General features: G+C 64.3%; 23 protein-coding genes. 9 read left to right on the top strand and 14 right to left on the bottom strand.

The annotated features are described in order from the left end of the window. Positions 1-525 carry a hypothetical protein gene (locus PGN16_RS06475; protein ID WP_335308588.1) on the top strand — a complete coding sequence of 175 codons (525 nt, stop codon included), beginning with the start codon at positions 1-3 and terminating at the stop codon, positions 523-525. Then, positions 522-2009 carry a PepSY-associated TM helix domain-containing protein gene (locus PGN16_RS06470; protein ID WP_335308587.1) on the top strand — a complete coding sequence of 496 codons (1488 nt, stop codon included), beginning with the start codon at positions 522-524 and terminating at the stop codon, positions 2007-2009. The genes PGN16_RS06475 and PGN16_RS06470 overlap by 4 nt, the downstream gene beginning before the upstream one ends. A 385-nt stretch (positions 2010-2394) precedes the next feature. On the opposite strand, the gene PGN16_RS06465 is transcribed toward PGN16_RS06470, so the two are convergent. The 3 genes from PGN16_RS06465 to PGN16_RS06455 all read right to left on the bottom strand — a co-directional run bounded on the left by PGN16_RS06465 (position 2395) and on the right by PGN16_RS06455 (position 3788). Then, a complete protein-coding gene (locus tag PGN16_RS06465) occupies positions 2395-2751 on the bottom strand; it encodes a hypothetical protein (protein WP_335308586.1) in 357 nt (118 codons plus the stop codon). 137 nt (positions 2752-2888) lie between these two features. Next, positions 2889-3077, bottom strand: coding sequence for a hypothetical protein (locus PGN16_RS06460; RefSeq protein WP_335308585.1), 189 nt, complete (start codon positions 3075-3077; stop codon positions 2889-2891). A gap of 495 nt (positions 3078-3572) precedes the next feature. Then, the gene (locus PGN16_RS06455) at positions 3573-3788 is read right to left on the bottom strand and encodes a hypothetical protein (RefSeq protein WP_335308584.1); all 216 of its coding nucleotides are present in this window, start codon (positions 3786-3788) and stop codon (positions 3573-3575) included. Between the two features lie 363 nt (positions 3789-4151). Between PGN16_RS06455 and PGN16_RS06450 the strand changes: the two genes are divergently transcribed. The 3 genes from PGN16_RS06450 to PGN16_RS06440 all read left to right on the top strand — a co-directional run bounded on the left by PGN16_RS06450 (position 4152) and on the right by PGN16_RS06440 (position 5883). Then, on the top strand, positions 4152-4349 hold the full coding sequence (locus PGN16_RS06450) for a hypothetical protein (protein WP_335308583.1): 198 nt from the start codon (positions 4152-4154) through the stop codon (positions 4347-4349). 75 nt (positions 4350-4424) lie between these two features. Beyond that, positions 4425-4880 carry a MucR family transcriptional regulator gene (locus PGN16_RS06445; RefSeq protein ID WP_335308582.1) on the top strand — a complete coding sequence of 152 codons (456 nt, stop codon included), beginning with the start codon at positions 4425-4427 and terminating at the stop codon, positions 4878-4880. Positions 4881-5199: 319 nt separating this feature from the next. Continuing rightward, on the top strand, positions 5200-5883 hold the full coding sequence (locus tag PGN16_RS06440) for a Crp/Fnr family transcriptional regulator (protein WP_335308581.1): 684 nt from the start codon (positions 5200-5202) through the stop codon (positions 5881-5883). A 222-nt stretch (positions 5884-6105) separates the two neighbouring features. On the opposite strand, the gene PGN16_RS06435 is transcribed toward PGN16_RS06440, so the two are convergent. Genes PGN16_RS06435 through PGN16_RS06420 form a run of 4 tightly spaced genes read right to left on the bottom strand, consistent with a single transcriptional unit; the run spans position 6106 to position 9547 of the window. After that, on the bottom strand, positions 6106-6273 hold the full coding sequence (locus tag PGN16_RS06435) for a hypothetical protein (protein ID WP_335308580.1): 168 nt from the start codon (positions 6271-6273) through the stop codon (positions 6106-6108). A gap of 23 nt (positions 6274-6296) precedes the next feature. Continuing rightward, a complete protein-coding gene (locus PGN16_RS06430; RefSeq protein WP_335308579.1) occupies positions 6297-7400 on the bottom strand; it encodes a PepSY-associated TM helix domain-containing protein in 1104 nt (367 codons plus the stop codon). Further along, a complete protein-coding gene (locus tag PGN16_RS06425) occupies positions 7400-9400 on the bottom strand; it encodes a TonB-dependent receptor (RefSeq protein WP_335308759.1) in 2001 nt (666 codons plus the stop codon). Before PGN16_RS06425 ends, PGN16_RS06430 begins: the two co-directional genes overlap by 1 nt. Before the next feature lie 9 nt (positions 9401-9409). Then, complete coding sequence (locus PGN16_RS06420) at positions 9410-9547, bottom strand: hypothetical protein (RefSeq protein WP_335308578.1); 138 nt, start codon at positions 9545-9547, stop codon at positions 9410-9412. 442 nt (positions 9548-9989) lie between these two features. Between PGN16_RS06420 and PGN16_RS06415 the strand changes: the two genes are divergently transcribed. Beyond that, complete coding sequence (locus PGN16_RS06415; protein WP_335308577.1) at positions 9990-10625, top strand: hypothetical protein; 636 nt, start codon at positions 9990-9992, stop codon at positions 10623-10625. 319 nt (positions 10626-10944) lie between these two features. Here the strand turns inward: PGN16_RS06415 and PGN16_RS06410 are convergent, their stop codons facing one another. The 4 genes from PGN16_RS06410 to PGN16_RS06395 all read right to left on the bottom strand — a co-directional run bounded on the left by PGN16_RS06410 (position 10945) and on the right by PGN16_RS06395 (position 14732). Then, a complete protein-coding gene (locus PGN16_RS06410) occupies positions 10945-12093 on the bottom strand; it encodes an FAD-dependent oxidoreductase (RefSeq protein ID WP_335308576.1) in 1149 nt (382 codons plus the stop codon). A gap of 185 nt (positions 12094-12278) precedes the next feature. After that, positions 12279-12965, bottom strand: a complete 687-nt coding sequence (locus tag PGN16_RS06405) for a siderophore-interacting protein (protein ID WP_335308575.1) — start codon at positions 12963-12965, stop codon at positions 12279-12281. 25 nt (positions 12966-12990) lie between these two features. After that, a complete protein-coding gene (locus PGN16_RS06400) occupies positions 12991-14007 on the bottom strand; it encodes an amidohydrolase family protein (RefSeq protein WP_335308574.1) in 1017 nt (338 codons plus the stop codon). 11 nt (positions 14008-14018) lie between these two features. Further along, positions 14019-14732: an SDR family oxidoreductase gene (locus PGN16_RS06395; protein ID WP_335308573.1), complete on the bottom strand. Its 714-nt coding sequence runs from the start codon at positions 14730-14732 to the stop codon at positions 14019-14021. A 130-nt stretch (positions 14733-14862) separates the two neighbouring features. Between PGN16_RS06395 and PGN16_RS06390 the strand changes: the two genes are divergently transcribed. Beyond that, the gene (locus PGN16_RS06390) at positions 14863-15765 is read left to right on the top strand and encodes a LysR family transcriptional regulator (protein WP_335308572.1); all 903 of its coding nucleotides are present in this window, start codon (positions 14863-14865) and stop codon (positions 15763-15765) included. Positions 15766-15940: 175 nt separating this feature from the next. Here PGN16_RS06390 and PGN16_RS06385 read toward each other — a convergent pair whose 3' ends face one another. Together PGN16_RS06385 and PGN16_RS06380 are read right to left on the bottom strand one after the other, a co-directional pair. Then, a complete protein-coding gene (locus PGN16_RS06385; protein ID WP_335308571.1) occupies positions 15941-16330 on the bottom strand; it encodes a barstar family protein in 390 nt (129 codons plus the stop codon). A 9-nt stretch (positions 16331-16339) separates the two neighbouring features. Further along, positions 16340-16828, bottom strand: coding sequence for a DUF4232 domain-containing protein (locus PGN16_RS06380; protein ID WP_335308570.1), 489 nt, complete (start codon positions 16826-16828; stop codon positions 16340-16342). Positions 16829-16958: 130 nt separating this feature from the next. Between PGN16_RS06380 and PGN16_RS06375 the strand changes: the two genes are divergently transcribed. Then, positions 16959-18131, top strand: coding sequence for an AI-2E family transporter (locus PGN16_RS06375; protein WP_335308569.1), 1173 nt, complete (start codon positions 16959-16961; stop codon positions 18129-18131). A gap of 39 nt (positions 18132-18170) precedes the next feature. Here the strand turns inward: PGN16_RS06375 and PGN16_RS06370 are convergent, their stop codons facing one another. Next, on the bottom strand, positions 18171-18464 hold the full coding sequence (locus PGN16_RS06370) for a hypothetical protein (RefSeq protein ID WP_335308568.1): 294 nt from the start codon (positions 18462-18464) through the stop codon (positions 18171-18173). A gap of 17 nt (positions 18465-18481) precedes the next feature. On the opposite strand from PGN16_RS06370, the gene PGN16_RS06365 reads away from it, so the two are divergent. Continuing rightward, entirely contained in the window at positions 18482-18691 is a 210-nt protein-coding gene (locus tag PGN16_RS06365) for a hypothetical protein (protein ID WP_335308567.1), read from the top strand. Positions 18692-18763 lie beyond the last annotated feature (72 nt).

The raw sequence follows: 18763 nt of genomic DNA, 5'->3' as shown, positions 1-18763 counted from the left end.
GTGCTGATCGTGGCGTCGATCGTGCTCGTCAGGGCCGGTTGGGCCGGCAGGCGCATTTTCGCGGGTGTCGGCTGGACCGGTGTCCTAATTGGTCTGACGGTGCTCGTCCGGGAAGCTGGCGCCTGGGGGCTGGCAATCGGCACGACCGCCGGCATCGGCGCGGGGCTCGCCATCGTGCTGTGGGGCGGATGGACAGCCCCCGCCAGAGCAGGTCGGACGCCGCGCGAGACGGCCACGGTTCACGTACAATGGCGACCATCCGACCTCGCACGCCGGTGCTGCGTCTTCGCACTCACCGTGCCGGTCGGATTCGTCGCCGCGCAGTGGCTCGCCTTCGGGATCCACGCAGCGGTCCGTCGGGCGGGCGTCGGGGCCACCGACGCTGACGTGACGATGCTGTTTCTTCAACCGCTACTCTGGACCATCCTGATGTCCTGGCAATTGACCCGCTCCCGGCTGATGGACATGGCGGCGCCGCCGATCCTGGCGGGAGTGATCGGAACCGCCCTTTGGGGTGCAACATGACGACGATCAGGGCGAAGGAGCGCACGCTGGTGCAGCGCGCGCTCGGCGGTCATGCCGCCATCGGGCTGCTCGCCTGTGCGCTCATCTACATCATATCGCTCACCGGCACGATCATCGTCATCCACGACCGCTGGCAACGGTGGGAGCAGCCCGCGGTGGCCGAGATGGCGACGCTCACGCCCAGGGCGGCTCAGGCCGCCATGACGTCCGTCGCAGCGCTCGATCGGCATGGCCCGAAAACCTCGCATCTATACATCCGCATGCCGACCAACGCCTTGCCGCGTGCCGTCGTCACCACCGACGGCGGTGGCTGGTACGTCGACGAAGGCGGCCGCCCGGTCGCGCGCGAACACAATCAATGGATCGAGTTCGTCATCGGGCTGCACGAGTACCTGCATCTTCCGAGCACCTTCGGCATGATCCTGGTCGGCGCAATCGGCGTCGCTCTGGCGGCGCTTTTGGTCACAGGTGTTCTGGCGCATCCGCGCATCGTCCGCGACGCCTTCCGTCTGCGATCGAGACAGCATCCCCAGATCGCTCGTGTCGACTGGCACAACCGGCTGGGCGTATGGACGTTGCCATTCGTGCTGGCGGTCGCGCTGACCGGCGCCTTCATCGGCCTCGGCAACGTCGGCTTCACCGTGCTCGCGCGGGCTTATGCCGGCGGCGACATCCTGCGCGCCTACACTAGCGTCTACGGCGAAGAGCCGGCCGCCGACGCAGGGCCCGCACAGCTTCCCGACATCTCCACTGCGTTGACGACGCTCGCTGCGCGGGTGCCTTCGTCAACGCCGACCTACGTCATTGTCCACGACCCGGGCACGCGCGGCCAACACGTTCAGATCATCGCGACGCATCCACGCCGCCTGATCTATGGTGAGACGTACCGGTTCGACGCGGCCGGTGCTTGGGGCGGGGCCGTTGGCATGGCGGACGGTCCGCTGGGGCGGCAGGCCGCCGCGTCGACCTACAACCTGCATTTCGGCAACTTCGGGGGTCTCGCGATCGAGATCGCCTACACGCTCTTCGGGCTCTGCCTATGCGTGGTCACGGCCGCCGGTACGACCCTATGGCTCGACAAGCGGCGCAGGCGTGGCCGGGAGAGCGTCCGCCTGCGGACGGGATGGGCCGTGATCGTCTGGGGCACACCCCTGATGATCTTGGTCGCTTACTGGTTCAAAGTTGTGGCGGGTCCGACGGCGTCCCTTCCCACCGTGTTCTGGTCGGGCGTCGCTGCGCTGCTGATCCTCGCGATCACCCGCCCCGTCGTCAGCGTCGACCACCATCTTAGCCGTCTGCTCGCGTTCTCCCTGATCCTGACGGCGATCGCGCATTTCCTCGTCGGCGGACTGGCGGACCCGGCATCGATCGGCATCGATCTCATCCTGATCGTCGGTTCGGCGGCAACGGTGTTGGCGACAAAACGGAGGAAGGTCGAGCGGTGGAATCCCGACATCGATCGGGCGGTCGCATCGGCTGACTGATGGATACTGCAATGCTTAGATACCGCCTCAGAGTGCTCCTTTTTTCTGCGGGCAACAACTATCAACAGCTGAACGACCAATATCTTGCGCCCTATAATTAGAAGCCGCCAATCTGCCACCGGCCCACTTTCAGTGAACTTGCAACGCAGATCTGGCGAACGTTGAAAGTCGGCTTTTGACCAGAGCCGCCTTTCGACGTGCCGCAAGCCAACGACGGCTAAGTCCCACTTCGCGCCATTTTCGCTATTGCAGGTCGAGACGTCGGGCGAAAATGAATGGAAGTCCGAAGTTAGCAAGCGCGAAGTGATCGCCAATTGCCGTTATGTGGGTCCGTGCCACCACCGAGTGGACGCGACGCAATAAATGCATTTGTCGCGACGGGATCTTAGTGGGCCAGGCTCGCCGAGATAGCCGACACGAGCCGATCTGTCCGCGTTGCATCTACGAGGCCGCCGGCGAGAGCTCGGGCCGAGGCGTCGCTTCCAGATCGGGTTAAGCGCCAGAGGGCAACCAGGATCGCTTCACTCTCACCAACCGTGTCGTGGCAGGGGCGCAGGATGAGAAGGTCGCCGCTCGATCCTTCGTCAATCAACCGCATCGCCTTGCCAAACGGATCATCTGAAAAGGCGGCAGTCGGCGCCATCGAATGAGAGAAGGCATGAACCCAACGCCTCAGCCGCATGAGCGTGCGATGCTCGAAGGCAGGCAGGTCCTTTACGGGATGATCGATGAGATCGTACACACCACCCTCTACTGCGACTAAATTGCAGGTAGAGCATGCCGTGTGTATGGTCAATTATTATAAAGTAAGAAAAACTGGCAGGACGTTTAGCCCTGCCAGCCTCGTTGCCGCACGTTGTTGATGTGGATACGCTTCGATCAGGCGGCGACAGCCGGCTCAAAGTGGCCGCACCAGTCGCGGGCTTCAACCTTGGGCCACACACCGGCGGTGTCGCCCGATGGCTGGCTGATCGGCGGATTATAACGGCACAACCCCAGTTCGGCCGAGCTGTTTGCATCGAAGAAGGTGCACTTGGCGCAGGCGGCGTTCTCGGTGGTGAAAGGCATGACGGTTGCTCCTTTTGAAGGCAATGGCTTAGATGTCGTTGGATGGACGCGCTACAACAGCAAAGGTTTCAGGCAATCAAGTAAAAAGCAATAAATGAGAGACGTTCTTAAAATCCATTCTATTGCAGCGCGTGGCTGCGACTGCGATCGACTATCATGTGCATGCCATCTTGCTCTTCACATTGAACGGTGCAGCGCGGTTCGGGCAGCAGCGACCGTAATTGCGCGAACGTTACTATGCGCATGACCCAGCTTGCCAAGGGTCATTGTGCCCAGATGGTGCGGTGAGCAGCAGCTTGTTAAAGGTTCTTTGAAGGAGGGCGTGTAGAGAGGGGGAGTTCACTGTCGGCCGAGGAAGCAGCCCGGCCAGTTGGTAGAGAGTATCTCGGGCTCTGCCCTACCCTTTGGCGACCGCATCCTTGCCGAGACGAGCATCGGTCGGCCGTGAATGTCATGAGCCATCACGGACTAAGCGGCGCATCCCCGCCGCCTCGCCTAGTGGCCTTTCAACCAGGCAATCGCTTCCGCTGCGACATCGAAGACGGCGTCACCCCGTGCTGATGCCAAACGGCGTACCTGCATCTTGGCGGCTGCCCCTCCGTGGACGAATGCCATGTGCCGCGGCTCGATAGTGGGATCCGTCCGCAAGCCGTCAAGCGCGGAGGCGACGGCGCTGTCCTGAATCTTGCTGCCTGAGATGTCGACCAGCAAGCCGTACCCGCGCGCTCGCCAGCCAACCGTTTCGATTGCGGAGCTCTGAGCGTCACGAAGCCTTCGGACATCCTCGATCGACAGGCTGCCTTCTATCCTCACGGATAAGATGCGCTGTGACACGAGTGGCACAACCGTAAAATCACCCACTTAGACTTTCCTCTCAAGCTCTCGCCCGCATCGCAGAATCGAGCTGTTACAAAAGCTTATGCCAAAGCCGCACCCGCTTCGACGGTGTTTTACGACCCCGCCGGTGTTCAAGAGATGAAAGTCTTTCGAGGCTCCTGTGGCGGATAGGCCTGCTCCATCGCAGGATGGACATCAGCTATCGGCATCGCGACCTGCCTCTGCTAGCGAGCGCTGATGCTCAAAACCCGGATGAAGCGGCTTGCCGCCAGAGATGCGCGTGCTGTCAAGATGCTCGCTGAGATTGAATGCTCGATCATCAATCTCGATGACGAGGACCTGCTGGATATAGCCGACATCTTCAGGGGCGAGCACCGTGGCCCGATTGGTGAGCTGGCAAGCCGTGAGATGGCCAAGCGTAACATCAGCCTTTAAGGCGACAGAGATTGCCGCGGCCAGCGAGATTACCCTCGCGAGCGTCGCAGCACGCAGTGAATGAAAGGTGATGAAATGACCCAGCAGTCCAATGCCATTGAGCTTGCAACGGAGCTGGCCGTGGCATGGCTGAGCAATCCTAACACCCGCACCACAGCCGAAGACGTGCCTGCATTTCTACGCACTGTTCACCATGCGGTATGCAAGCTGACGACACCGGATCCCGTGCAGGAGCAGCAAGCTCCAGAACCCGAGCAATTCACGCCTGCGGTGTCGGTGCGCAAGTCGCTCTCGTCGCCAGATCACATCATTTCGCTGATAGATGGAAAACCCTACCGTACACTTCGTCGCCACCTGTCGACGAACGGCCTGACTCCCGACGAGTACCGGCAGCGCTATGGGCTGAAGGCTGACTACCCGATGGTGGCGCCCACCTACAGCGAGCACCGTCGCACAATGGCAAAGAAACTGGGCCTTGGCCGTAAGAAGGCTCAGGTCGAAGGCTTGCCGGGCGAAGCCTCTACAGATTGAAGCAGCGGTGAGGTAAAGGTTCAGCGCGTCGGCATCATCGCCGACCCTGACTTTCCGGATAACTGACCCCTTGTTTGATCGCTGCCGAATGGCTTTAGCGATTTTTGACTAGCTGCGCAGTAGAGGTGTCGCCCTATCTAGCCGTGGCGAAATTGATCGGTGTGGATGGACTTGGGAAGGGCAACAATGGGTTGGACGACGCGCAGGTCGATTTGCGGGGCTGCCGGTTGGCTGTAGATGGTAGGCGTCTAACAAGATGATAAACGGAAGTGACCATGCTCTCGCACTATGGTTGAAGAGGCTCATGCTCCGCTCGCCATTGAGCGAGGTCGATCGTAATATTGTTCGATCTTTCCCCGGCACCGTTAGAGCAATCGAAGGATCCCGCGACATCGTCAGGCTTGGCGAGCGAACCGAGCACATCTCCCTGATCGTCGAAGGGGTAGTTGCCCGTTTCGGCCAGATGGCAGACGGGAATCGGCAGTTCACCGCATTTTTCATTTCGGGCGACATGGCTGATCTGCACGCTGCGGTGATGCCGGTGGTCAGCTCGCCTCTTCAAACCACGTGCCCGACGACCCTCTACCAGATCGATCGCGCGGTGATCCGCGATGCTGCGGAGCGATCTCCTTCGCTGGCACAGGCGTTCTGGTGCGATTGCGTGACGGAAGGCCAGATCAGTGCTGAGTGGCTTCTCACCATTGGTCGCGGAACGGCGCTTGCCCGCGTAGCTCACCTGTTCTGCGAACTCGCCTGTCGGTACGAGGCCATCTCCGACGAGAGCGGCCGCTTTCCGCTCCTCCTTACCCAGGCACATATTGGCGACGCCCTTGGTCTCACCGCCGTCCATGTCAATCGTATGGTCCGCCAGTTGCGTGAAAGCGGAAGCATTCTAACGGAAAACGAGTACGTGACGATCCTGGACTGGACCCTTCTTCGCCGACAGGGTGCCTTCACCGGCAGTTACCTGCATCTCAACGATCCCAGCCGGAACGGCAGCTAACCACCATCTAACGGCCTCCGAAGACGCAAAGTGAGTGACCGAAAGGGGACGTAGTCCGGAGATGAACGAATGGCCGGAGTTAAGTAGCGGGAAAGGGGCGCTGAACGTCTTCTTCGCGCTGACAAGCTCCGCCGACGTATGCTTCAAATTCATGCTTCGTCCGGCAGCCGCAATCTCTTCATGCACAAGGAGAGGTGCCTGCATCTGCTCCAGGACACGCAGTCACCAACGATTGTGCGGGTTCTTGAGCGTCCTTGCGATCCACAAAGCGCGGGCGATCGCGATGAGCGGCAGGGCAAGTCCCACCCACGAGACAACGTCGAAGCCATCGTCGCCGAGCAGCCCGGTGATCAGCGCGACCAAACTAGCTACCGCCAGTGCGACCGGCATGCCGAAGGTTCTCCCAGGTCGCGTCATGCGGCGGCTCGCCGACGGTTCAGCCATAGGTAGACACCGCTTCCGAGCACCACGATCGCGACCAGGTCCAGGAGTGCCCACATCACCTTCATCGGCAGCGCGCCGTAATCGCCGAAGTGAAGTGGTTGCGAGAGGCGCAATGCCAGCATGTACCAGGGCATCGAACGCATGGCGGTGAGTTCGCCGGTCCGCGCATCGACCAGCGCAGGCGTAAGGAGTTGCCCCGTGGCGGGCGTGGCGCCCTTCAACCATACGGCATAATGGTGTTCGCTGCTGAACCGTGTGCCGGGAAACGCGATGAACTGCGGATCGGTACCCGGCGCCGCCTGCCGTGCCGTCCGCATCGCCCCTTCCACCGATCCCCAGGTGGCGATCGCGAGTGGGGGTTGGCCTTGATAGGGTTTGGTCAATGCGACCAGTTGATCAGCGCGCCAGATGGCGGTCAGCGTCTCCGACAGCGTGTTGACGACACCGGTCAGTCCGACCACGCCGACCCACATCGCGGTGGCGATGCCGAGCAGGTTGTGCAGGTCGAGCCAGCGGACGCGGCGACTGGGCCGAGTGCGGATCTCGCCGAAGGCCAATTTGCGCATGAACGGCGCGTAGACGACGATCCCCGACACGATCGACACGCAGAACATCAGCCCCATGAAGCCCAGGAAGAGCTTGCCCGGCAGTCCGGCGAACATGTCGACGTGAAGGCGCAGGATGATCGCCATGATCCCGCCCTCCTCATCCAGGGCGCCGACGGGGCGGGCGGTGCGGCGATCGATCGCAGTGATGTGGAGGTTGCCTCGTCCCGGCTGTGCGACCTTTGCGGTGGTGACGTTCGCGACCGGACGGTCGTCGTCAAAGCTCATGAACAGCGGCCGTTCTTCGGGGTACATGGCGGTGGCGGTGCGAACATAGGCGTCGAGCGGGAGCATCGGCGCGTTCGCCGGGACCGCGGGGAGCGGTCGCCGCGCGTCGAAAACGGCGTCGATCTCGTCATGGAAGATCAGCGGCAGGCCGGTCAGGCACAGCATCAACAGGAAGGACGTGCAGACGAGGCTCGACCAGGTGTGAAGCCAGCACCATGTCCTGACGGTCGCGGTTCGCATCAATATTCGACCGTCAGCGACGCCTTGACGGTACGCGGCTGCCCTTGCAGCAGATAGCCGCCAAAGGCCGAGGTCCAATAACGTCGATTGTCGATATTCTCCGCGCTGACCCGCAGCGTGACCGGATGCTCGTCCGCGACTAGGATGTAACGCACGCCGAGGTCGAAGCGCGTCCAGTCGTCGAGCCGCTGGCGGTTGGTGGCATCCAGATATTGGTGTCCCGTCTGCACGACACGCCCGGTCAGGGTCGCCGCACGGAGGAACGGCGGCACCACTTCAAGCCCGAGGTTGATCTGATAATCGGGCACGCCGATCGCATCGTTGCCGTCGGTCAGTCCGCCCGCGGTCCGTCGGAGCTTGGCATCGTTGATCGTGCCGCCTCCGATGACGCGCAGCCAGCCGGTCGGCTCGCCGTTGAAGCCGAGCTCGATACCCTGATTGCGCTGCCGGCCGTCCACCACGAAGGTCGTCGCGGCCGGTTGCGCCGCGGTGGGCGTACCGAGGCTGTAGCCGTTGGGCTGTTCGGTGCGGAACAGCGACAGCGTCGCGGTCATGCGGCGGATTTCCCATTTGGCGCCGACCTCATATTGCGTGGTGCGATAGGGCGCAAAGATCTCGCCGGGATTGAGGATCGTGCCGTTGGTCGGGGCGGTCGGTCCCTGGACCAGTCCCTCGATCCGGTTGCCGTAGAGCGAGACCGACGCGGTCGGCCGGACGACGACACCGACGACGGGGGTCGTCGCCGACCGATCGTAACGGCTGGCCCGCGCCAGCGTCGTGCGGCTGAAGCTCTCCACGACCAGCTTCTGCTGGCGGACGCCGCCGGTGATCAGCACGCGGTCGTCGAACAGCCCGATCGTGTCCGACGCGAAGATGCTGCCGAACTCGGTATAGGTGGCGCGTGGCGGATTGGTCAGGTCGCCGCCGGTGCCCGGCAGGTTGACCGGGCGCAGTACCGCGACGGGCGCATACAGGTTGGTCGGCGTCGTCGTGGCGAACGCGCCGTTGGCGGTGCGATAGCCACCGGAGGCGAAGGCGTTGCGGTTCTCGGCCAGGACCAGGGTGCCGCCGAGGCTGATCGCATGGGAGGTGCCGGCGAGCGTGAACTTGCCGCGTACCCCGAGCTGACCGCTTTCATTGTTGTCCTCGCGCGGCACGAACAGCCGGGCCTGCGTCGCGGCTCCGGTCGTGGAGTTGGTGACTGTGGGCGTCGCATAGTCGCCGTCCTCACGCCCGTCGCGCATCCCGCCTGCCAGGTAGACGGTCCAGTCCGGCGCCACATCAACCTCAGCGCGCGCTAGGACGTAGATATCCCGCAGTTTGGTGAACGCCCATGGCTGCGCGTAATTGGCGTCCGCACCGGGTACGCGAGGGATTGCGAGGTTGGTGTTCGCCAGCCGCACCTGCGGCCGCGGCTGATGGACACGCTGATCCTCATAACCGAAATCGAGGAAGAAGCGTCCGGGTCCCGAGCGGAAGTCGAGGTCGGCGCCGCCGACGCGGACGCTGCGTCGCTCGTCGTCCACGGCGGTGTTCCCGTCGCGATAGACGCCGTTAACCCGGAAGCCGAAGGCATCGTCCGCGCCGAAGCGCGTGCCGGCGTCGATCGCGCCTCCCCACAACCCATCGCCGGCATAGCTGGCGGTGGCGCGATACAGCGGCTTCTCCGCCCGCTTGGGGATGAGGTTGATGCCGCCGCCAAGACCGCTACCTCCCGGCGCCGCGCCGAAGAGGAATGCGCTGGAGCCGTTCAGCACCTGCACCCGGTCGTAGAGCTCGGGCGAGACGAGCTGGCGCGGGGTGATGCCGTAGAGACCGTCCAGCGCAACGTCATCGCCCGCCAAGGGAAAGCCGCGGATCACGAAGAGTTCGGACTGGTTGCCGAAGCCTTGGGTGACCCTGACCGACGGGTCGTTCTCCAGAACCTCGCCCAGCGTCTCCGATTGCTGATCGAGGATCAGCTGCGCGGTGTAGTTGCGGACATTGAACGGTGTCTCCAGCGCCGACCGCTAACCGAGCGCGCCAAGCGAGCCCTCGCTGGTCACCTGCGCACGCTGCTGCTGCGCCGTGACGACGATCTCCTGATCGGTGTCGGCCGCACGTGCCTGCTCTTGTGCCTGTGCCTGCGCCGCAAGGACAACGGACATGGCGATTGTGGCACATGCCGTTCGCATTGATAGTTTCATAGTCGCACCCCTTATAGCGCGACCGCCCTATAGGCTATTGCGTTGCGTTCGCAACATTGGTTGGTTATTGGGACTTTGCTGACGTGCAGGGATGGCAAGACAACGAGAAATGCTCACGAAACGGACGCTTGCCATCGGGATCAGCTTTGCCGAGATCTGTGGTCCATGGACCAATGACGCCATCTCGCTTGGAAGCCAGACGGAACGTCAGCCTTTCAGGACGGATGGAACAACGAGCTGCAATCACCGCGGCTCCTGGCCGACACGTCCGCTAGAACCGTCGATAGGAGAAACGCCGTGATGACGACGGACGATCAAATCAGCAGGGGTGACAGGACCAGTTCAGTCGGCTGCGCGTAGAGGCACCTCCACGCTGATCGTCAGCGTATCACAGGAGTCTACGATGAAGGTCTTGATCGCCACCGCAATGGTACTGAGCGCGTCAGCTGCCAATGCACAGGCGTCGGCACAGGCATATCCAAGTTGCGATCTGAAGGCGCAGCGCGCGCTCAAAGGCGAGGTCGGCGGATTGATCAAGGACCCGAGACAGGCCCATGTATCCGTGAGGGCCAACATCCTCGAAGCGGACCTGAGCACGGCCCGGAAGGCGCGTCGTCTGACCCAGGCGGCCACGGACCAGCTCTACCGTCGGGTCGAAGCGGTAAGGACCGGTACGAACCGCTACACCAAGGCCCAGGGATTTCTCAGCGCCGGCGAGCTCGCGTCGTTCGACCGCGAACTCGACGCGATCGCAATGGACGTGTGTCGCCGCGCCGCCCCCCAGCCACAGGCCGCCAACGAGAGCGACAGCGACTATCTCCAGCATCGGGCCGCTTCGTTGAACAAGCGCATCGACGCTGCGATCAAGGGGCGTCATGCAACCCGCCAGGAAGCGGCGAAGATGCATCTTGCCGTTGGTCAGGTGCAGACCGAGGCGGGTCATCTTCAGGCCGTGAACGGCACCATCGACCGCGCGGACGCCGATCGGATGAACCAGCGACTTACCGACGTCGAACGCGCTCTGACGCACCAGCCCTAAGCCTCATGACGGGCGGATGCGTCGGTTCGGCGGATCGAGGCGGGGGAAGTCCGACGGTCTTGCCTTCGGATGGTTTCTGGCAGCAGACGCCCCCGCCTGTGGGCGTGGTGGCCGGTACCGTCCATCGCGTCGACCTACCCGGACGCTCGCGGACTATGTTCGCGAACGCCCGAGGCTCGGTCAGGGCGATTGACGGTATCGCATCGGCCACCAGTTACTGCATCGGGCGGCGGCGATCGAATACGCCTCCGCTCGATGACGACGAGAGTGATCGCACGGCGGTCAAACCCGCGCGATCCCTGCGCATCGAACGGGGTCGTCAATCTTCCAAGTCCGGATCTCGTATGGGAAGCCCACCGAAGAGCTCGACTACGCTCTTGGGAGCATCGGAGCCGAAGAAGCGTACGAGATTGTCCGCGGAGAGCTGAGCAACGGCCGCCGCGCGAGGGAAGAGTTCGTCTTCGTAGGAGGCCAGAGCCGCCTCGAGGTCATGAGGGAAGCGGATGATCGCCTCCGCCAGCCTGGCACCGTCCTCCATCGCGAGGTTGGCGCCTTCGCCGGCGAACGGCGACATGAGGTGGGCGGCGTCCCCGAGGAGCGTCACGCCCGGCCTCCGCAACCACGACATGCCGACGGGAAGAGTGAAGATTGGCCGTGGAACCGGATCGGTCCGGCTGTCGCGGATGAATGCGGTCAAAGCCGGCGCCCACCCGTCGAACTCGTCGGCGATCCGGGCGAGCCCCACTGCCGGGTCGGTGAAGTCGATGGTGCCGATCCACTCTTCCGGCCTGTTGAGCGCCGCATAGCCACGCGCGGTCCCGTCCGGGTAGCGATGGACCATGATCCCCATGCCCGGCGCGACAGCCATCAGGGTGCCGCTGCCAATCGCGGCGATCGACGCCGCGTTCCTCACGGCATCGGTCAACGCGATCTCGATGAAGCAGGTGCCCGAATAGATCGGTCTCTCGGTGGACAGGAGGGGCCGCACCCGGGACCAGGCGCCATCGGCCCCCACCAGCAGATCGACCGTCGCGCCAGTACCGTCGGCGAATGCGATCTCGTGCCGCCCCTCGCCGATTGCGGTCAGCGCGGTCGCCTTGCAGCCCCAGCGGATCGCTCCGTCCGGCAGCGATCCGATCAGCATCGCGCGAATGGCACCGCGATCGACCTCGGGGCGCGGCGACGAGGGGTCGGCCGCCTTGTCGAATAGAAGCCTGCCGTCCTTGTCGACGACGCGCTTTGCATCCTCCCCCGGGCGCGCGAGGCGCAGGAAGGCCTCGTGGAGGCCAGCCGCCGCGAGCGCTCGTTGGCCGCCGTGCTCATGTATGTCGAGGAGGCTACCCTGAGCCCGAGAGGAGGGGGACGCCTCGCCCTCGAATATCGTGGCGTGTATCCCATGCCGGTGGAGGACGGACGCGAGCGTCAGGCCGCCGAGGCCCGCACCGATGATGCCGATGGTGTGATTCATGTTCGCGCTCCTGTCTACGCGCCGGTCCTCCCGGCGCGCATGATGGTTGGAGACGCTGGTCGGCAATGCCTCGACATCGCCGGCGTATGCGCGACAGACGTTGGTCTGGTTGACCCGCGCCGTCGTTTTTCGCGACGATCGACAGCTACCCGTCGCCGTGCCGGGTCGCAAGGGACGGAATCACATCAGTCGAACCCAGATTTGCCCGGCGCCCAATACGCCTTGGTCATGGTTCGACCGGATGGGACGCCGAGCAGCTTCAGCCCATCCTTGAGCCGCTGGATGGTCTGCGCCCTTCCGGTCAGGACGAAGGTCGCGCCGTCTTCGACCAGCGCGGGGAGTGCGGTGATCCATGCGTCGAGGTGGACGTCAGCGGGCATACGGGCCACGACGTCGACACGGTGCAGCCCCCATTCCGCAAAGAGGTGTCGGATCACCGCGGCATTGCCGGCCTCCAGATGGCAGGAGCAGCGCGCATCACGCGAAACCGCGTAGGCGAGGCCCAGCGAAGTCTCGTCACCGAAGAAGGCGATCCGGCCCTGCGGTCTGCGCAGATCGAGCGAATGGCGGGGGCCGAGGACGTCGCAGGTGTCGCCGGTCCGGGCGTCGCGAAGCCACGCGCATCCCGGCCCTGGCCCCTGCAGGAACCCGATGATCCGGGTCCGTCCCCGTTCCGCGTCCCAACCAATCGGCGTGTAGGTCCGTGTGTCGAAGACGGATCCCATCGCCACCTGGATCTTCGCGCCCGGCGTCCAGGCCGCGCCGCGGAATCCGGGCGCTTCCAGGGTGATCGCGATGAACCCGTCCGCCAGTCGCTCGATCGCGACGACCGTGGCGCGCCTGGCGACCATGCGCGCGACTGCACGGCTCAATGCCCCTCGTGATCCGGTCATGTTCTCACCCTTGCAACCGTCGAGCGTCGTGCGGGCTGGACGCTGGTCCGTTCCCGGTCAGCCGGAGCCAGTTGCCGTTGGCGAAGGCTGCGCTGTCCGCCTCGTTCAACCCACACTCGGCGAGGAAGCGACGCGCATCGCCGTCGGGGCGGTACTGGTAGGGATAGTCGGTCGAGAACAGCAGCCGGTCCGCCCCGACGATCGCAACCGCCCTCTCGAGATACGCAGGCAGGAACATGCCGCTGGCGGTGACGTGGAGGTTGTGCCGGAGATAGTGTGCGATCGGGTGTCTGAGACCCGCGAAGCGGTCCATCACCGCCAGGCGTTCGGCATAGAACAGCACCAGCTCGCCCCAATGGCCGAGGATCACCTGGAGGTCCGGCAACCGGTCGAACGTGCCGGACAGGAGCAGCCGCAGGAACTGGATGCCCGCATCGTAGGGCCAGCCGAGACCTGCCGTCGCGAACGCGGCGTCGAGCACCGGCGACAGGCCGGAGTAATATGCGTCGCGCACCGCCGGCGGCGGCGTGCGCGGGTGCAGCAGCACCGGCATGCCGAGCCGAGCGGCGCAGTCGAGCACCGGCGCGAACGAAGGATCATCGAGGTTGCGCGTACTGACCCGCCCGCACAGCATCGTGCCCTTGAAACCGAGCTTGGAGACGCAGCGCTTCAGTTCCAAGGCCGCCTCATCGGGCATCGCCACTGGCAGGGTCGCGAGCGCCTGGAAGCGGGCCGGATGCCTCGCCACCGCTTCCGCCAGGACGTCGTTCGTGCGCCGCGCCAGGTCCACGCTGTCCCGTCCTAGATCATGCAGGCCGGGCGTCGTCAGCGACAGAACCTGCACGTCGAGACCGGTCTCATCCATCAGTGCGATCCGTTCGTCGGCCAGATTGCACAGCCGTCGACCGATCGAACCGGCATGGTAGCCGACGCTGGGATCGGTCGCGTCGAGACCGATCGAATGCCAGGCGGCCTCCACCTCCGGCGTCAGGAAATGCTCCTCGATCCCGATCAGCGTCATGGACCGGTCGTTCACCACGGCACGGTATTCCCGTCGCGATCGACGAAGGCGAGTCCCGGCTTGCCCCGCCGGCCGAGCAGGACGTCGACGAGCATCGGCACGCTCTCCTCGACGCCGAACGGCGCGCCGGGACCCCCGAGCCGCGTCCTGATCCAGCCGGGTGCCAGCAGCACCAGCGCGCGTGCATCGACGGAATGACGCGCGGCGTAGCTGCGCACGAGCTGGTTCAGTGCCGACTTGCTGCTCCGATAGACCTCGTGCAGTCCGTTGCCGTTGTTGGCGATGCTACCTTGACCCGACGACATGACACCGATCAGGCCATCGGGAAGGACGAGGTCCTGGAACGCCTCGATCACCCGCATCGGGCCGAGCGCGTTCGTCACCAGCACGCGGGCATATTCCTCGCTCGCGATCTCACCGGCGATCTCGTCCTTCATGTTCGCGGTGCCGGCGTTGACGAACAATGCTTCGAACGTGCGGGATGCCATCCGATCGCGGAGCGCGGCGACCTGTTCGGGCAAGTCGATATCGACCGTCTCGACCTCGATCCGGTCTGGATGCGCGTCGGCCAAGGCGTGCAAGTCGGCTCCGGCGGTCCCGCGCCAGGTGGCGATCACGTGCAAGCCGCGTCTGACGAATTCGCCGACCATGCCGAGGCCGATGCCGCGCGATGCGCCGATGAGGAGGATCGTGCCGCCCGCCGGATTTGGAGAGGATTGGATCATGGGGGAAGCTCCGATGATGTTGTCCCATCGATATGTCCGCCCTGCTTGGCACGCGCCAGACGCATTGGACGCATTCTATCCTTGCGTCTGACGCCTGTGTTCCGATCGCGCTTTCGGGCATTGTCAAAGGATGTCGGACCTCGATCTAAACCTCCTCACCGCGCTGGACATGCTGCTCGCCGAATGCAGCGTCTCCGCCGCGGCGCGAAGGCTCGGGCTCAGTCCTTCGGCCATGAGCTGCACGCTGACCCGTCTTCGGGATGCGACCGGCGATCCGCTGCTCGTTCGCGCCGGGCGTGGCCTGGTGCCGACGCCGCGGGCGCTGGCGATGCGCGATCCGGTCCACGACCTCGTACGTGATGCCCGCATCGTCCTCGGTCCGCAGGCCGGGGACATCGACCTCGCCTCGATCGAGCGCACGTTCGTCATCCGCGCCAGCGAGGGCTTCGTGGAGATGTTCGCGGCACCGCTTGTGGCGGCCCTCACGCTCGCTGCACCGCGGGCGCGCCTGCGCTTCGCGCCAAAGCCCGACAAGGATGCAGGACCGCTGCGCGAGGGCGAGATCGATCTGGAGGTGGGCGTCGTCGGAACCTCAGCGCCCGAGGTGTGCCTCAAGCTCCTCTTCCGCGACCAGTTCGTCGGCGCCGCGCGCTCGGACCACCCGTTGCTGTCGGAGGCGATAACCGCGGTGCGCTATGCGGCGTGCCGGCATGTCACGGCATCCCGGCGTGGCGTGTTCTCCGGCCCAGTCGACGCGGCGCTCGCCGAGGTCGGGCTGTCACGACGGACGATGGTGGTGGTGCCGAGCTTCTCCGATGCGCTTCGGATCGCACGAGCGACGGACCTGATCGCGCTCGTACCGGGCTTGAGCTTTCAGAGCGACAACCCCGCTCTTCGTGACTTGATTGCCTTTCCCCTTCCCGTGCCGACGCCGGAGATCGCCATCTCGGCGATGTGGCATCCGCGCATGTATGTTGATCCTGTACACCGATGGTTCCGCGGGATCGTCATCGACACGTGCCGCGGTACGTAAGGCAGAACGAGAAGCAGGACGCTGGCTTCAGCGTCCGCGATGTACGATTCAGTGCTCTGGGAGCGGAGCATGGACATAGAGCCATGGCCGTCTGGTGAGCTAACCGATGGTCGAGATCGGGGCGCCTAGAATGCACTGCGAACGGGCGGATCGAGGTGACGGCGGCCTGCTGACGTCACCGTCCGGCAAGTTTCAGGTTGGGATGCTCACGGATGATGTCGAGGATCGTGTCGAAGTAGGTCGATCCGTCGCGTCCCTCCAGTCGATCCAGCTGCTGCTGAATGACGGCCACGCTGTACCGCTCGGGCTGCCGCAGCTTCCCCAGAAGGTGCGCGCGGGTCGTGTCGATGCCGAGCGCGACCCTGCTCGCTTCGATGTCCTCCCAGACGAGCTCGACAGGCTCTGGTCCCGCGATCGCACCATAGCCGCCGAACAAAAGGTCGTTGAAGGCGTCGAGGCTCTCGCCCAGCTTCCAGTCCTCGCCCGCCATGAAGACGCGGTTGATCTCGGCGTAGAACGAGGGGATGTCGCGGATGGAGCGCCCCCTGATCGTCAGTGTCTTCATCGGACTGCCTCAGTTCGCAGGCATGCCTTCGACGGCCCGCAGTGGAGGCTGCTCGAACGTGACACGCTGGCCGCGCTCTCCATAGAGGGTGGCGGTCATCCGCGTCGTGAGCGTCCCCGTCCCGATCCCAACCCGCAACTTGGTGGCCCGAACGCTCTGACTCTGGTCGAAGACGGGGCCGGCGACCCAGCGGATGGCGGTCGTCGCACGGTGGCCGGCGGCAAGCCGGATCGGGACGATAACGGGACCAGGGTGCATTCCGCGAGGCGAATGACGGACTGCTGGCAACGGCCGGTTCCGCGCATCGAGAATCTGCACGTTCGGCAGAGCGTCCAGGATGCAGTCCGGTCCGGTATTCCTGATCGAGAGCTCCGTACCGGAATGCGACATGCCGTTGAATTCACCGTCCCGGCCATCGAGCGTCAAGCGGAGGCGTTCCGCTCGACAGGGTGGCAGCAACGGCGAAGGTGCGGCGAGAAGCATGGCGAGGATCAGCATAGTTCGTCTCCAACTAGCGACTGGCTTTCATGCGTACGGAATGAACGAGCGATGACGCCGTCTGGCGGCAGGCCTGCGACAATCGCGCATCCTCTCAATCTGTACTGAGACGGAAGGATCACCGCCTCGCTTGTGGACCCATGCCGACCATCGGCGTAGCGTCGACGCACAACCGATGGATGCAGACTGCATGACTCTTGGAAACCCTGATCCGGCTCTCGATCCGGTGGCTCTAGCCGACCGTATCCGTCAGCGGCAGGTCTGGCTCACCGTGGCCATCGTCGGGCTGTCGATATGGGTGGCTTTGGAGTTCCTGACCCCGATCGCCTGGGCGGCCGTGCTCGCCATCGCGGAGTGGCCGTTGTTCCGACGCGCGCTCCGCCGATATCCGGACAAGGCCGGCTGGTTAGCCTTCAGCTTCACCATCGCGACCGCGCTCCTCGTGATCCTGCCGCTCTCGCTTGCGGCGGTGTCCCTCGCACAGGAGAGCGATACCGCGCTGGCCTGGCTGAACCATGCTCAGCAAAACGGCATCCAGATGCCGTCCTGGTTGCCAGGGCTGCCGCTGATCGGCGGTCGCGTCGCCACGTATTGGCAGCAGCATGTCGGCGATGCGAAGGCTGCGCACTCGCTTCTCGGTACGATCAGTGCGACCTCCGTGATCGCCTGGATCCGATCGATCGGCGGCGAGGTCGCGCGCGAGTCGGCTCTGTTCCTGGTGACGCTCCTCGCCTTGGTGTCGCTGCTCGCCCGAGGTGCGCAGATTGCCGAGAAGGCGAAGCTGATCGCCGTCGGCATGTTCGGCGAATTCGGTGGCGAGTTCGTCGAGCGCATCACCGGCGCCGTCCGGGCGACGGTGAACGGCACCATCCTGGTGTCCGTCCTCGAAGGGTCGATCATCGGCGTCGGCTATGCTGTCGCCGGCGTGCCCCAGCCGCTGCTCTTCGCGACGTTCACGATCATCCTCGCGCTCGTCCCGTTCGGTGCCTGGGCGGCGTTCGGTCTTGCGAGCCTCATCCTGATGGGTACCGACCACATCCTCGCCGGCGGGCTGCTGTTCGGCTTCGCCGCCTTCGTCATGACGATCGGCGACAACGTCGTGCAGCCGAGCGTGATCGGCAGCGCCGTCGAACTGCCGTTCCTCATGGCGCTGATCGGCGCGTTCGGCGGTCTCGCCGAGATGGGTCTCGTCGGATTGTTCGTCGGCCCCGTGATCATGGCCGCCCTGCTGCTGATCACGAAGGAATGGCTGGAGCGAACGCCGCCCGGGCGGTTTGGCGACGGTGGTGTCGGGCAATCTTGATCTATGCCGATGCTACCGCTTCGCCATGAGGGACGGATTTCACCTCGCACGGCTCAACCGCCGGTGGTTGTCCGCCACCTTCCGCTGATAATGCCGTACGATCCCCTGAGATCCGCTAAGCGGTGTCGAGCCGAGCGCCCCGGTCATGAGTTTGCGTTGAAGTTCCATGGCGGCGCTTACCTTTTCGGCCACCATCAGCTCGGCCTCCGCTGCTCCCATCAGCCCGCCGCCCGCGATGCGCTGCATCCGCAGCGTCATCACCGTAGCGGCCTCTGATCCCAGCCTCCAGCAGTCGAGGTAGAGGCCCAGCCATGCTTTCGACAGGTCGCTCATGCGGCGGGGTCGTATCGATGTCGGTTCCGCCGATCTGCGGTAGCAACCAGATGGGCCAGCATTGCCACGGCTTCACGTCGATCCCGGTAGACAACATCGATCCAGCGTTGTTTCCCGTCCGACCACAGGCTCCAGCACTTGGAGCCGCCAAGGTCGGTCCGCTCTGCAACCCGATACTCGTCTATCGGCATGGCGTCGCCTCCAGGCTCGCAGCATCGTTGACGTGAGCCAAACGCGAATTAGCACGTCCCCGGCAGCGATGCGATATACAGCCGGAGCAGCGCTGCCGAGCATCCCGC

Origin of the sequence: Sphingomonas phyllosphaerae (assembly GCF_036946485.1) — a bacterium.
GTDB lineage: Bacteria > Pseudomonadota > Alphaproteobacteria > Sphingomonadales > Sphingomonadaceae > Sphingomonas > Sphingomonas phyllosphaerae_E.
Note: the sequence above shows the minus strand (reverse complement) of the source record. Positions and strands in the feature narration are given on the sequence as shown.